Below are 12,929 nucleotides of genomic sequence, written 5' to 3'. Positions count from 1 at the left end.
AGACCGCAATGGCCCCCCTCGACAGAAACGCCCCGCCGATGCTGGGAGAAGACGGCGAAGGTTCGGTGCAGGTCCATCTGGACCCGTCGATGAAGATCACGACCGCGAAGGTGTTCTCGGTCTACGGCAAGGGCGGGATCGGCAAGTCCACCACCTCGTCGAACCTCTCGGCCGCGTTCAGCCATCTCGGCAAGCGCGTGCTGCAGATCGGCTGCGACCCCAAGCACGACAGCACCTTCACGCTGACCGGGCGGCTCGTGCCGACGGTGATCGACGTGCTCAAGGAGGTGAACTTCCACTCCGAGGAGCTGCGGCCGGAGGATTTCGTCTACACCGGCTACAACGGCGTGATGTGCGTCGAGGCGGGCGGCCCGCCCGCGGGCACGGGCTGCGGCGGCTATGTGGTCGGCCAGACGGTGAAACTGCTCAAGGAGCATCACCTGCTGGAAGACACAGACGTGGTGATCTTCGACGTTCTCGGCGACGTGGTGTGCGGCGGCTTCGCGGCGCCGCTTCAGCACGCCGACCGCGCGGTGATCGTGACGGCCAACGATTTCGACTCGATCTACGCGATGAACCGGATCGTCGCCGCCGTTCAGGCCAAGGCCAAGAATTACGGCGTGCGGCTCGCCGGCTGCATCGCCAACCGTTCGAAGGACACCGACGAGGTGGACCGCTACTGCGACACGGTGGGCTTCAAGCGGCTGGCGCACATGCCCGACCTCGACTCGATCCGCCGCTCGCGGCTGAAGAAGAAGACGCTGTTCGAGATGCCCGACGACGAGGACGTGGTCGCCGCGCGCGCCGAATACGTCCGCCTCGCGAACCTCCTCTGGAACGGGACCGACCCGCTCGCCCCCGCCCCGATGCCCGACCGCGACATTTTCGAATTGCTGGGGTTCGACTGATGCCCACCGCCGCCTATCAGGCCCGCAAGGCCCGGCTCGAAGAATATTTCGACCGCACCGCGTCCGAGACCTGGGCGCGGCTGACCTCGGACGCGCCGGTCAGCCGCGTGCGCGCGACCGTGCGCGAGGGCCGCGACCGGATGCGCGCGAAGCTGCTCGACTGGCTCGGGGACGATCTGACCGGACGGCGCGTGCTCGATGCGGGCTGCGGGACCGGGGCGCTGGCCATCGAAGCGGCGCGACGGGGCGCAGACGTCGTCGCCATCGACATCGCGGGCTCGCTGGTGGAAGTCGCCGACGCGCGCGCGCCCGAGGACGTGAAGGGGCGGATCGACTTCCGCACCGGCGACATGCTCGACCCCTCGCTGGGCCGCTTCGACCATGTCGTGGCGATGGACAGTCTGATCCACTACCCCGCCGCCGAGATCGCCCGCGTCGTCGGACTGCTGGCCGAGCGCTGCGAGCGGTCCGTCGTCTTCACCTTCGCGCCGCGCACGCCGGCGTTGCGGCTGATGCACGCGGCGGGCCAGCTCTTTCCGCGCGCCGACCGCTCGCCGGCCATCGAGCCGGTCGAGGCGGCCCGGCTGCGCCGGCTGCTCGCCGGGACCGCGCCGGGCTTCTCGTGTCGCCGCGACGCGCTGGTTCAGCGGGGTTTCTACACCTCCCACGCCCAGGAGGTGGCGCGCGCATGATCCTGAGGCAGCGCGACATCAAGGCGGCGTTCGACCGGCTCGGCCCCCGCTTCCTGCCTTTCGCCGACGCGGCGACGACCGAATTGCCGCTGTCGCGGCTCCTGCGGCTGTCGCTGTTCCAGGTGTCGGTCGGCATGGCGGTGGTCATGCTGAGCGGCACGCTCAACCGCGTGATGATCATCGAGCTCGGCGTGCCGACCTGGCTCGTCGCGCTGATGGTGTCGCTGCCGCTGCTGTTCGCGCCGGCGCGGGCGCTGATCGGGTTCCGGTCCGACAACCACCGCTCGGTGCTGGGCTGGCGCCGCGTGCCCTATCTGTGGTTCGGCACGCTGTTGCAGTTCGGCGGCTTCGCGATCATGCCCTTCGCGCTGATCCTGCTCTCGGGCGACCAGACCACGGGGCCGGAATGGGCCGGCGAGGCCGGCGCGGCGCTCGCTTTCCTGATGGTCGGCGCAGGCATGCACACGGTCCAGACCGCCGGCCTCGCCCTCGCCACCGACATCGCGCCGGAGGAGTCGCGCCCGCGCGTGGTGGCGCTGCTCTATGTGATGCTGATGGTGGGCATGGTGGTCGCGTCGCTCGCCTTCGGCTGGCTGCTGACGGATTTCACCTCCTTCCTGCTGATCCAGGTCGTGCAGGGCGTGGCGGCGGCGACGCTGGCGCTCAACCTCGTCGCGCTCTGGGGGCAGGAGCCGCGCCGGCCGGACCTCACCCGCTTCGACCGGTCGACGCCGCGCTTCCGCGACGCCTGGGCGGAGCTGACCGCGAACGGACGCGCGACGCGGCTGCTCGTCGCGGTCGCGCTCGGGACGGCGGCGTTCTCGATGCAGGACATCCTGCTCGAGCCCTATGGCGCGGAAGTCCTCGGCCTGAGCGTTTCGGCGACCACGGCGCTCACCGCGCTGCTGGCGGGCGGCGCGCTGTGCGGCTTCGTGCTTGCGGCGCGGATGCTGGGCGAGGGCCATGACGCGCATCTGATCGCGGCCTTCGGGGCGATGGCGGGGCTCGTCGGCTTCTCGGCCGTGATCTTCGCCGACCCGATCGGCTCGGCGGCGCTGTTCCGCATGGGCGTCGGCGTGATCGGCTTCGGCTCGGGGCTGTTCGGCGTCGGCGCGCTCACGGCGGCGATGGCGCTCGCCGAGGGCGGCCGCTCCGGGCTCGCGCTCGGCGCCTGGGGGGCCGTCCAGGCCACCGCCGCGGGCCTCGCCATCGCCGCGGGCGGCGCCATCCGCGACTGGACCGGCGGGCTGGCGATGTCCGGCGCGCTCGGCGAGGGGCTGCGCCACGCCTCCACCGGCTACAGCATCGTCTATCACATCGAGATCGGCCTGCTGTTCCTCACGCTTGTCGCCATCGGACCGCTCGTGCGCCACGGGACCGGACGCGCCGGCGCGGACCAAAGGAAATTCGGCCTCGCCGAATTTCCGACCTGAGTTTCTCAAGAGGAGGACCCCTCATGAACATCTTCGCCAACTTCGACGTCGCCCAGCTGTCGCTCTATCTGTTCTGGCTGTTCTTCGCGGGCCTCGTCGTCTACCTGCAGCGCGAAGCGCTGCGCGAAGGCTATCCGATGGAGCGCGAGCGCGACGGCAAGCCCTTCATGGCCGGCCCGTTCGGCGACATCCCGAGCGCCAAGACCTTCAAGCTGCCGCACGGCCGCGGCGACATCGCCTATCCCGACGTCGCCAAGGAAGAGCGCGAGATCGCCAAACAATACGCGATGAAGCCGACCGCGCCCTGGGCCGGCTCGCCCTTCGAGCCGACCGGCGACCCGATGGTCGACGGCGTCGGCCCCGCCGCCTGGGCGGAGCGTCAGGACGTCGTCGAACTCACCATCGACGGCCATGAGCGGATCGTGCCCTTCCGCGCCCATGAGGGCTGGGACGTCGCCTCGGAAGGCCCGGACATCCGCGGCTGGAACGCGCTCGGCTGCGATGGCAAGGTCGCGGGCAAGGTGCTCGACTACTGGGTCGACCGCAGCGAATCGATCCTGCGCTACATCGAAATCGATCTCGGCGAGCGCACCGTCCTGATGCCGTGGAACGCGGTGAAGGTCGCCAAGTCGCAGAAGGTCGTGAAAATCGACTCGATCCGCGCCGACCAGTTCGCGGGCATCCCCGGCATCAAGGACCCGCACAGCGTCACCCGCCTCGAGGAAGAGCGCGTGATGGCCTATGTCGCGGGCGGCAAGATGTATGCGGCGGTGGAGCGGCAGGAGCCCTGGCTGTGAGCGAGTTCGAAACCGACAGCGCTCTGCCCGGCATCCTTCCGCCGGGCGAGCGGGTGCTCTGGAAAGGCAAGCCGGACTGGCGCCGGCTCGCCCGCTCGGCCTATCTCGGCGGGCTGGTCGCGATCTATTTCGGCGTGCTGATCGTCTGGCGCCTCGTCGAGGCGCTGGCGGACGGCGCAGCCCCCGCCGTCGCGCTGAGCTATGCGGGCGCGCTCGTCCCGATGGCCCTGCTCTCGCTGGCGATCATCGGCTTTCTGGGCTGGATGGGCGCGCGGGTGACAGTCTACACCATCACCAACAAGCGCGTCGTGATGAAGATCGGCGCGGCGCTGACCATGTCCGTCAACGTGCCGTTCAAGCGCGTGGCCGGCGCGGCGCTGCGGCGGACTGGCCGCGAGCATGGCGACATCGTCCTGAAAGTGGCGGGCAAGGAGCGGTTCTCCTGGTTCCTGCTCTGGCCGCATGTGCGGCCTTGGTCGCAGATCCGCCCCGAACCGATGCTCCGCGCCCTGCGCGACGCGCCGGAAGCGGCCCGCATCCTCGGCGCGGCTCTCGAGGCCTATCAGGCCGAGTTCGGCATGGAGCTCGACCCCGACGCCGGCGAGGCCCCCGAGAAGCGCCGCCGCCGCGAGCAGGCCCAGGCCCGCCGGATGCGGGCGGACGCCGGGCGCAACGCGTCGATGACGCCGGCGGAATGACCCCGCCGGCGCGTCTTTTCGCGCGACCCTCCCCAGACAGGGCGGATGGTCGCGTTGCGGCGCGGCGCGCCGCCAGGCCAGATGGCGACGTCCGGCCCGAAGACCGGCGGATCGCGAAACGGGAGGAAAGCCGATGACCGACGCGCCCATCTTCTTCAAACGCCGCTTCGACGTGCCCTGCACGGTCGAAGTCAGCCACAAGTTCGAAAGCCTTCACGCCCATGTGATCCTCGACGGCGACGTGAAGATCGAACCGGGCGACGAAGTCCTCGTCCATGGCGCGCCCATCGAGGCGCCCTATGGCGAAGTGATCACCGAGCGCCGCATGGCGACCGTCACGCAGGCCACGATCTTCGAGCGGATCTGGACCCGCGCCACGGGAGATTTCGAGTTCATGGAGCTCTGCGAATTTTCCTTCAGCGAGGAGGCGCGGCTGTGAACGCGATCAACGACATCCGCACCGACTGGCGCGAAGGCCCCAACGACACGACGCGCATGGCGACGGAGACGACGCTCCTCAACCCGCGCTTCTACACAACCGACTTCGACGAGATGGACCGTCTCGACGTGACGCCCGTCCGCGAGGAATGGGACGCGCTGATCGCCGAGATGAAGTCCGACCCCAACAAGGGCCACTTCAAGAAGACGGCCGACTGGGACGAGGTCGACTTCGACGGGATGGACCCCGAGCTGCGCAAGGAGCTGATCGACTTCCTCGTCTCCTCGCTGACGGCCGAGTTCTCGGGCTGCGTGCTCTACAAGGAAATGAAGAAGCGCGGCTCCAACCCCGACATCTGCGAGCTGTTCAGCTACATGAGCCGCGACGAGGCCCGCCACGCCGGCTTCATCAACGACGCGCTCAAGGAAGCCAATATCGGCGTCAATCTCGGCTTCCTGACCAAGGCGAAGAAATACACCTACTTCAAGCCGAAATTCATCTATTACGCGACCTATTTGAGCGAGAAGATCGGCTACGCCCGCTACATCACGATCTATCGCCACCTCGAGAAGCACCCGGACCGGCGGTTCCACCCGATCTTCAAGTGGTTCAAGGAATGGTGCAACGACGAGTTCCGCCATGGCGAGGCGTTCAGCCTGCTGATGACGGCGAACCCGCATCTGCTGACCGGGCTGAACAAGCTGTGGATCCGGTTCTTCGTGCTCGCCGTCTTCGCGACCATGCATGTGCGCGACATGGCGCGCCCCGCCTTCCACAAGGCGCTCGGGGTGAATGTCGAGGATTACGACCGCGAGGTCTTCCGCGTGACTTCCGAGATCAGCAAGCAGTGCTTCCCCGTGCAGCTCGACATCGACAATCCGAAGTTCTGGGACGGCCTGCGGGCGCTCAACCGCATCAACGAGGCGATCGCCGACGCGCAGGCGCAGGGCGGGCTCATGGGCCGCATGCGCAAGGCGGCGCTCGGGGCGCGGGCGGGGCTGATCTTCGCGCGGCTCTATCTGCTGCCGGTCAAGACCAGCCCGAAGCCCGCCTCGCCGCGGCTTCAGCCGGTGTGGTGAGCGCGCGATGAGGAGAGCGGCGGCATGAATGCGGTTTGGGGACCAGCGCTCTACGCGCTGTTTCTCTGGTGGTTCGGCACCGGAGTGGCCCTGCTGCTGGGCCGCTCCGCCCGTCCGCGCGCCGTGATCGGGGCGTCGCTGCTCGCCGCCCTCTCCATCGCCGCCATCGCCGCCACGGCGCAGGACGCCAGCCTGTTCGGCGCCTGCGTCGCCTTCACCGCCGCCATCGCCATGTGGGGGTGGCACGAGGTGACCTTCCTCACCGGCGTGATCACCGGCCCCCGCCGCGCCGCCTGCCCGCCCGGCGCGCGCGGCTGGCGGCGGTTCCGCTACGCCGCGCAGACGCTGATCCACCACGAGATCGCGCTGGCGGCCAATGCGGCGGCGCTGTTCCTGTGGGTCGGCGGGGCCGCCAACCCGGTCGCATTCTGGACCTTCGCGGCGCTATGGATCCTGAGACTTTCGGTCAAGTTCAACATCTTCCTCGGCGCGCCAAATGTCGCGGACGAGTTTTTGCCTGATGACCTTCGCTACTTCACGTCCTACTTTTCGCCTCGGCCGATGAATCTGCTGTTTCCCCTGTCCGTGACAGTTGGAACCGTGGCGGCCGGCGGGTTGATCGCGCATGCGGCGGTGGTGGCCGAGACGGACTTCGCCGCGTCTGCGCAGGCGCTGATCGGCGTGCTGATCGCGCTGGGGACGCTGGAGCACTGGTTCCTGGTGCTCCCCTTCCGCGAAGCGGCGCTCTGGCGCTGGTACATCGACACGCGCGCCCGCCGGCGCGCGCAACGCGCCGACAAGGCGCTCCGACTGGCGCCGCTCGACGCGCCCGCAGTGCTTGGGAGATGAGCATGGACTTCGAAGGCTATTTCACGGGCGAGCTGGAGCGGCTCCGGACGGACGGCAACTATCGCGTCTTCGCAAATCTCGAGCGCCATCGCGGCGCCTTCCCCCGGGCCACGCGGCGGACCGAAGGCGGGGCCGGCGACGTGACGGTCTGGTGCTCGAACGACTATCTCGGCATGGGCCAGCACCCCGAAGTGCTCGCCGCCATGCATGACGCGCTCGACCGCTGCGGCGCGGGGGCCGGCGGCACCCGCAACATCTCCGGCACCAACGTCCACCATGTCGAGCTCGAGCGCGAACTCGCCGATCTGCACAACAAGGAATCGGCGCTGCTCTTCACTTCCGGCTATGTGTCGAACTGGGCGGCGCTGGGCACGCTCGGGGCGAAGCTGCCCAACTGCGTGATCTTCTCCGACGCCTTCAACCACGCCTCGATGATCGAGGGCGTGCGCCACAGCCGCGCCGAAAAGGTCATCTGGAAGCACAACGATCCCGACGACCTCGACCGCCGCCTGTCGCAATACGGCCCCGACCGCGCCAAGGTGGTGGCGTTCGAGAGCGTCTATTCGATGGACGGCGACATCGCGCCGATCCGCGAGATCGTCGAAGTCTGCGAGAAGCACGGCGCGCTGAGCTACATCGATGAAGTGCACGCCGTCGGCATGTACGGCCCGCGCGGCGGCGGCGTCGCCGAGCGCGAAGGGCTGATGGACCGCATCGACGTCATCGAGGGCACGCTCGGCAAGGCGTTCGGCGTGGTCGGCGGCTACATCACCGCCTCGGCCGCGCTGTGCGACTTCGTGCGCAGCTTCGCGAGCGGGTTCATCTTCACGACCTCGCTGCCGCCGCATGTCGCCGCCGGCGCCAAGGCGTCGATCGCGCATCTCAAGCAGTCGGACGTCGAGCGCCGCGGCCAGCGGGCGCAGGTCGCCAAGCTGCGCGCCAAGCTCGACCGGCTGGGCATTCCGCATCAGCCGAACCCCAGCCACATCATCCCCGTGATGGTGGGCGACGCCAAGAAGTGCAAGTGGATCAGCGACGTGCTGCTCGACGCCTATGGGATCTACATCCAGCCGATCAATTATCCGACTGTGCCCAAGGGCACCGAGCGGCTGCGCATCACGCCCTCTCCGCTCCACACGGACGAGGACATCGACCACCTCGTGCGCGGGCTGAACGACCTCTGGTCGCAATGCGCCCTCGCGCGCCAGGTGGCCTGAGCCGACCGGGCGGCGCGCGCAGCGCCGCCCGCCCCTTCCCCGCTTTCGGACCAAGACCATGACCGCCGTCGCGACGCTCAGCCTGTTCCGCTACCGGCGCTGGGTCGATCGGCACTGGGCGCTGTGGCAGATGCTGCTCGCGCGCCGGCCGCTGAACCGCCTCCCGGGCGTGCGCTTCATGAAGATGGTCGGCACGGGCTCGCGCGAGGGGTTCTATCTCGCGCCCAACACGCAGGTCTGGGGTCTGCTCGCCGTGTGGGACGACATGGCGGCGGCGCAGGCGCAGACGCGCGCCTCGGCCGTCTATCGCCGCTACCTGCGGCGCGCGAACGAGTCGACGACCCTTTATCTCGAAGCGATCCGCGCCAAGGGCGAATGGTCGGGCGGGCAGCCCTTCGAACTGGCCGGGGATCGCGCGCCGGGGGGCCTCACCGTGGCGCTCACCCGCGCGACCGTGAAGCCGCGCCACGCGCTCTCCTTCTGGGCGCGCACGCCGGAGATCCGCGCCGAAGTGCCCGCGCAGCCGCATCTGCTGTTCAAGGTCGGCATGGCGGAAGTGCCGGGCCTTCAGCAGATCACCTTCTCCATCTGGGACGATTTCGACGCGATGCGCGCCTTCGCCTACCGCAAGGGCGGCCCGCACGCCCAGGCGATCGAGGCGGTGCGCCGCGACGGATGGTTCAACGAGGAACTCTACGCCCGATTCCGCCTCTTGGCGGTGGACGGCGACTGGTCGCTCGCGCCCGATTTCGCATCGGTGAAGGCGTCGGTTCCAGGTGCGATGAAATCCGCCGCCTGAAGGCGGATTAGGCGCGCGATTTGACCCGAGTCAATTTCCACGACCGCCTCGGGTGTAAGGTTTTCCTGACAATCAATGCGTCGGGAGGCGACCATGAAGATTCTTCTGATCCATCCGAACTACCACTCCGGCGGCGCCGAGATCGCCGGCAGCTGGCCGCCGGCATGGGTCGCCTATCTCGCCGGGGCCTTGAAAGCCAACGGCTTCGAGGATGTCGACTTCATCGACGCCATGACCAACCATTTCGAAGACGAGGAGATGCGCGAGCTGATCGGCCGCGTGAAGCCCGACATCATCGGCTGCACCGCCATCACCCCCTCGATCTACAAGGCGCAGGACATCCTCAAGATCGCCAAGGAAGTGCACCCCGAGGCATTGACGCTGCTGGGTGGCATCCATGCGACCTTCATGTATCAGCAGGTGCTGGGCGAAGCGCCTTGGATCGACGTGATCGCCCGCGGCGAGGGCGAGAACATCATGGTCAACATCGCGAAAGCGGTGAACGAGGGCCAGTGGTTCCAGAAGCGCCGCGAGATCCGGGGCCTCGCCTTCCTCGAAGACGGCCAGGTGGTCGCCACCCCCGCCGAGCCGCCGGTGAAGGACCTCGAGCAGATCAAGCCCGACTGGTCGCTGCTCGAGTGGGAAAAATACATCTACATCCCGACCGGCACGCGCGTCGCCATTCCCAACCTCGCGCGCGGCTGCCCGTTCACCTGCAGCTTCTGCAGCCAGTGGATGTTCTGGCGCAACTACCGCATCCGCGATCCGAAAGCGGTGGTGGACGAGATCGTCGAGCTGAAGGAAAAGCACGGCGTCGGCTTCTTCATCCTCGCCGATGAAGAACCGACCATCAACAAGAAGAAGTTCGTGCAGTTCTGCCAGGAGTTGATCGACCGCAAGGTGGACATCCTCTGGGGCATCAACACCCGCGTCACCGACATCCTGCGCGACGAGGCCGACCTGCCGATGTATCGCGAGGCCGGCATGGTGCATGTCTCGCTCGGCACTGAAGCCGCGGCGCAGCTCCAGCTCGACCGCTTCAACAAGGAGACCACGGTCGCGCAGAACAAGAAGGCGGTGCAACTGCTCAAGAAGGCCGGCATCGTCGTCGAGGCGCAATTCATCGTCGGGCTCGAGAATGAGACGGTCGAGACCCTCGAAGAAACCTACAAGATGGCGATGGACTGGGGCCCGGACATGGCCAACTGGGCGATGTACACGCCCTGGCCGTTCTCGGATCTCTTCAAGGAACTTGGCGACAAGGTCGAAGTGTTCGACTATTCGAAGTACAACTTCGTGACGCCGATCATGAAGCCCGACGCGATCGACCGGGCGACGCTGCTCGACCGGACGATGCACAACTATCGGCGCTTCTACATGAACCGCGCCTTCTTCCACTATCCGTGGACGCTCGACCGCAAGCGCCGCTCCTATCTGCTGGGCTGCCTCTGGGCCTACATGAAGTCGGGCTTCGAGCGGAAGTTCTACGATCTGGGCCGGGTCGGCTATTGGGGGCCGCAGACGAAAAAGACCCTCAACTTCAACTTCGATCGGTCGAAGAAGCGCGTCGACGCCTCGATGGAGAACTGGGAGATGGCGCATCGCGACGAGAAGCGTCGCCGCGTCGACCCGATGGAGATCGTGGCCTGCGGCGGCGGCAAGGGCGACTATGTCGAGCCGGAGGAGGCGAAGGCCGAATTCGTCATGCCCGACGACGTGGTGGTGGAAGAGCGCTGCGGCTGCGGCGGCGCCGGCGGACGGTGCAAGAGCGAGGCCGAAGCCCCGCAATCGGGGGGCCGCGCCTTCGCCAAGCCGCGCGCGGAATACGCCGCGGAATGAGCGCGACGTGACCGACGATGCGGCCCTCTCGGGCCGGATCGGCCCCAACGCCGTCACGCGCCTCGCCGAGGCGCTGACGGCTGCGGCGGGGCGCGACGCGACGGCGGCCCTGTTCGCGCAAGCGGGCCTGTCGCATCACCTCGCCGCCCCTCCCGAGCGCATGGTGGAGGAGGCCGACGTCGTCGCCCTGCACCGAGCGCTCGCCGAGACGCGCCCCGACGCCGAGGCCGTGGCGGCGGAGGCCGGAGCGCGCACGGCGCGCTATCTGCTCGCGCATCGCATCCCGAAACCCGTGCAGGCGCTGCTCCGCGTGACGCCACCGGGGCTCGCCGCGCGCATCCTGCTCGCCGCCATCCGCAAGAACGCCTGGACCTTCGCCGGAACCGGCGCTTTCGCGGCGCAGGCGGGGCGCGACGCGCGCGTGGAGGTGATCGGCGGCCCCTTCGCAGCCCCGGGCGCGGCGGCGGCCCCGCTGGCGCAGTTCTACGCATCGGTGTTCGAGTCGCTGTTCCGTCGACTCGTCAGCGCGAGGACGCAGGTGCGCGCCGAAGCGCGGGACGGCGCGTGCGCCCTCGCGCTGACATGGCGCGCCGAGACGCGCCCCTCCCCCCTGCCCAGACCCGCTCAAGCGCGCTAGACTGGCCGCCTGTCAGAAAGGCGCGACGATGACCGACATCATGATCCCCGCCATCGCCGAGGACGACACGCTCTTTCCCGTCGAGAAGCTGGAGGCGCATCGGAGCGGACAGTTGCACATGGCTATCTCGGCTTTCGTCTTCGACGGCGACCGGCTGCTGATCCAGCGCCGCGCGCTTTCGAAATACCATTGCGGAGGCATGTGGGCGAACACGGTCTGCACCCATCCCCATTGGGGCGAAGCGCCGCTCGCCTGCGCGATCCGCCGCCTGCGCGAGGAGATCGGCGCCGAAGGTCTGGCCCTCGCGCCGACCGGGGTGTCGGAGTATCGCGCCGAAGTCACCAACGGGCTGATCGAACATGAGCGCGTCCACATGTTCCGCGCCGAGGCGGACCGCACGCGGCTGAAGCTCGCCTTGAACCCGGCGGAAGTGGCCGAAATCCGCTGGGCGCGCGCCGAAGAACTGCGCGCCGAGATCGCGGCGACGCCCGAACGCTTCACACCCTGGTTCCGCATCTACGTCGCGCGCTGGCCCGACTTCGCCTTCGGCGGCGCCGTCGCCGTCTGAGCCTCGGTCATTCGGCGGCGGCGACCTGCGCCTCCGGTGCGTCGAACTCCACCGATTCGAGCCGCTGCGCCCGCAGCGCCGCCTTCTCCGCCGAGACGCCGATCTGCGCCACATCCTCGCGCGCCTGCGCGAAATGGCGGTCGAGCGCGGAGACGCGGGCCGCCAGCCGGCGCAGATCGTCCTGCAACAGGCCCATCTCGCGCCGCAGCGCGCCCGCGTTCTCGCGCAGGCGGGCGTCGCGCAGCACGGCGCGCAGCGTGGTCAGCGTCGCCATCAGCGTGCTCGGCGCGACCGTCCAGACTTTCAGGGCGAACCCCTCGCGGATCACGGCCCCATGATGGGCGTGCAGCTCCGCATAGACGGCCTCCGACGGCAGGAACATCAGCGCGCCCTCCGCGGTCTCGCCGGGGAGGATGTAGCGCGCGGCGATGTCGGCGAGGTGGCGGCGCGCGGCGGCGGCGAGCGCCTTGGACGCCTCGGCGCGGGCGCGGTCGTCGGGGGCGGCGCGCAGGGCCTCATAGGCCTCCAGCGGGAACTTCGCGTCGACGCAGAGCGGCCCCGGCGGCGCGGGCAGCCGGATCAGGCAGTCGGCCCGGCGGCCGTTGGAGAGGGTGTGCTGCAACGCGTAGGCGTCGGGCGGCAGGGCCTGCGCCACCAGATCGGCGAGCTGCAACTCGCCGAACGCCCCGCGCGCCTGCTTGTTGGAAAGGATGTCCTGCAACCCAAGCACGTCGCCCGACAACTTCTCGATGCGGGACTGCGCGGCGTCGAGCGCCGCCAGACGCGCCGAGAGGTCGCCGAGCGAGCGCGCCGTGCGGCTGGCGGCGCCGTGCAGCGTGTCGCCCATGCGGCGCTGCACGTCCTCCAGCCGCCGCTCGACCGTCTCGACCATCCGCGCCTGCGCCGCCGCCTGCGCGCGCGCGACATGGTCGAGCCCGCCATGCAGCCGGCTCTGGCCCTCGGCGAGGTCGCGC

14 protein-coding genes are annotated in these 12,929 nt (G+C 68.9%); 13 read left to right on the top strand and 1 reads right to left on the bottom strand.

The window, feature by feature from the left end; translation table 11 throughout:
- Positions 1-8 precede the first annotated feature (8 nt).
- The 13 genes from bchL to idi all read left to right on the top strand — a co-directional run bounded on the left by bchL (position 9) and on the right by idi (position 11,955).
- Entirely contained in the window at positions 9-908 is a 900-nt protein-coding gene (bchL, locus tag V7Q31_RS07935; protein WP_333833158.1) for a ferredoxin:protochlorophyllide reductase (ATP-dependent) iron-sulfur ATP-binding protein, read from the top strand.
- Complete coding sequence (gene bchM, locus V7Q31_RS07930) at positions 908-1,600, top strand: magnesium protoporphyrin IX methyltransferase (protein ID WP_333833157.1); 693 nt, start codon at positions 908-910, stop codon at positions 1,598-1,600. The genes bchL and bchM overlap by 1 nt, the downstream gene beginning before the upstream one ends.
- Positions 1,597-3,033: a PucC family protein gene (locus tag V7Q31_RS07925; RefSeq protein ID WP_333833156.1), complete on the top strand. Its 1,437-nt coding sequence runs from the start codon at positions 1,597-1,599 to the stop codon at positions 3,031-3,033. Before bchM ends, V7Q31_RS07925 begins: the two co-directional genes overlap by 4 nt.
- 23 nt (positions 3,034-3,056) lie before the next feature.
- Entirely contained in the window at positions 3,057-3,830 is a 774-nt protein-coding gene (puhA, locus tag V7Q31_RS07920; RefSeq protein WP_333833155.1) for a photosynthetic reaction center subunit H, read from the top strand.
- Complete coding sequence (gene puhB, locus V7Q31_RS07915; protein ID WP_333833154.1) at positions 3,827-4,528, top strand: photosynthetic complex putative assembly protein PuhB; 702 nt, start codon at positions 3,827-3,829, stop codon at positions 4,526-4,528. Before puhA ends, puhB begins: the two co-directional genes overlap by 4 nt.
- Before the next feature lie 133 nt (positions 4,529-4,661).
- Positions 4,662-4,967 (top strand): hypothetical protein, encoded by a 306-nt coding sequence (locus V7Q31_RS07910; RefSeq protein WP_333833153.1) that lies wholly within the window; start codon positions 4,662-4,664, stop codon positions 4,965-4,967.
- Positions 4,964-6,046 (top strand): magnesium-protoporphyrin IX monomethyl ester (oxidative) cyclase, encoded by a 1,083-nt coding sequence (acsF, locus tag V7Q31_RS07905; protein WP_333833152.1) that lies wholly within the window; start codon positions 4,964-4,966, stop codon positions 6,044-6,046. Before V7Q31_RS07910 ends, acsF begins: the two co-directional genes overlap by 4 nt.
- 24 nt (positions 6,047-6,070) lie before the next feature.
- On the top strand, positions 6,071-6,895 hold the full coding sequence (puhE, locus tag V7Q31_RS07900; protein WP_333833151.1) for a putative photosynthetic complex assembly protein PuhE: 825 nt from the start codon (positions 6,071-6,073) through the stop codon (positions 6,893-6,895).
- Between the two features lie 2 nt (positions 6,896-6,897).
- On the top strand, positions 6,898-8,112 hold the full coding sequence (gene hemA, locus V7Q31_RS07895; protein WP_333833150.1) for a 5-aminolevulinate synthase: 1,215 nt from the start codon (positions 6,898-6,900) through the stop codon (positions 8,110-8,112).
- Between the two features lie 58 nt (positions 8,113-8,170).
- The gene (locus tag V7Q31_RS07890; RefSeq protein WP_333833149.1) at positions 8,171-8,911 is read left to right on the top strand and encodes a spheroidene monooxygenase; all 741 of its coding nucleotides are present in this window, start codon (positions 8,171-8,173) and stop codon (positions 8,909-8,911) included.
- Positions 8,912-9,004: 93 nt separating this feature from the next.
- The gene (gene bchE, locus V7Q31_RS07885; protein ID WP_333833148.1) at positions 9,005-10,750 is read left to right on the top strand and encodes a magnesium-protoporphyrin IX monomethyl ester anaerobic oxidative cyclase; all 1,746 of its coding nucleotides are present in this window, start codon (positions 9,005-9,007) and stop codon (positions 10,748-10,750) included.
- 7 nt (positions 10,751-10,757) lie between these two features.
- Positions 10,758-11,387 carry a bacteriochlorophyll 4-vinyl reductase gene (gene bchJ / locus V7Q31_RS07880; RefSeq protein ID WP_333833147.1) on the top strand — a complete coding sequence of 210 codons (630 nt, stop codon included), beginning with the start codon at positions 10,758-10,760 and terminating at the stop codon, positions 11,385-11,387.
- A 28-nt stretch (positions 11,388-11,415) separates the two neighbouring features.
- On the top strand, positions 11,416-11,955 hold the full coding sequence (gene idi, locus V7Q31_RS07875) for an isopentenyl-diphosphate Delta-isomerase (protein WP_333833146.1): 540 nt from the start codon (positions 11,416-11,418) through the stop codon (positions 11,953-11,955).
- Between the two features lie 7 nt (positions 11,956-11,962).
- Here the strand turns inward: idi and V7Q31_RS07870 are convergent.
- Positions 11,963-12,929, bottom strand: a 967-nt coding sequence (locus V7Q31_RS07870) for a DNA recombination protein RmuC (protein ID WP_333833145.1), incomplete at its 5' end; no start/stop codon positions are given.

Source organism: Rubrimonas sp. (genome assembly GCF_036788415.1).
Classification (GTDB): domain Bacteria; phylum Pseudomonadota; class Alphaproteobacteria; order Rhodobacterales; family Rhodobacteraceae; genus Rubrimonas.
The sequence above is the reverse complement of the archived record's forward strand: the minus strand, read 5'-3'. Positions and strand labels throughout refer to the sequence as shown.

What these genes read in the sequence shown, in the direction of transcription:
- bchL (WP_333833158.1), top strand. Translation starts at nt 9, where the DNA reads ATGGCCCCCCTCGACAGAAACGCCCCGCCGATGCTGGGAGAAGACGGC.
- bchM (WP_333833157.1), top strand. Translation starts at nt 908, where the DNA reads ATGCCCACCGCCGCCTATCAGGCCCGCAAGGCCCGGCTCGAAGAATAT.
- V7Q31_RS07925 (WP_333833156.1), top strand. Translation starts at nt 1,597, where the DNA reads ATGATCCTGAGGCAGCGCGACATCAAGGCGGCGTTCGACCGGCTCGGC.
- puhA (WP_333833155.1), top strand. Translation starts at nt 3,057, where the DNA reads ATGAACATCTTCGCCAACTTCGACGTCGCCCAGCTGTCGCTCTATCTG.
- V7Q31_RS07910 (WP_333833153.1), top strand. Translation starts at nt 4,662, where the DNA reads ATGACCGACGCGCCCATCTTCTTCAAACGCCGCTTCGACGTGCCCTGC.
- puhE (WP_333833151.1), top strand. Translation starts at nt 6,071, where the DNA reads ATGAATGCGGTTTGGGGACCAGCGCTCTACGCGCTGTTTCTCTGGTGG.
- hemA (WP_333833150.1), top strand. Translation starts at nt 6,898, where the DNA reads ATGGACTTCGAAGGCTATTTCACGGGCGAGCTGGAGCGGCTCCGGACG.
- V7Q31_RS07890 (WP_333833149.1), top strand. Translation starts at nt 8,171, where the DNA reads ATGACCGCCGTCGCGACGCTCAGCCTGTTCCGCTACCGGCGCTGGGTC.
- bchE (WP_333833148.1), top strand. Translation starts at nt 9,005, where the DNA reads ATGAAGATTCTTCTGATCCATCCGAACTACCACTCCGGCGGCGCCGAG.
- idi (WP_333833146.1), top strand. Translation starts at nt 11,416, where the DNA reads ATGACCGACATCATGATCCCCGCCATCGCCGAGGACGACACGCTCTTT.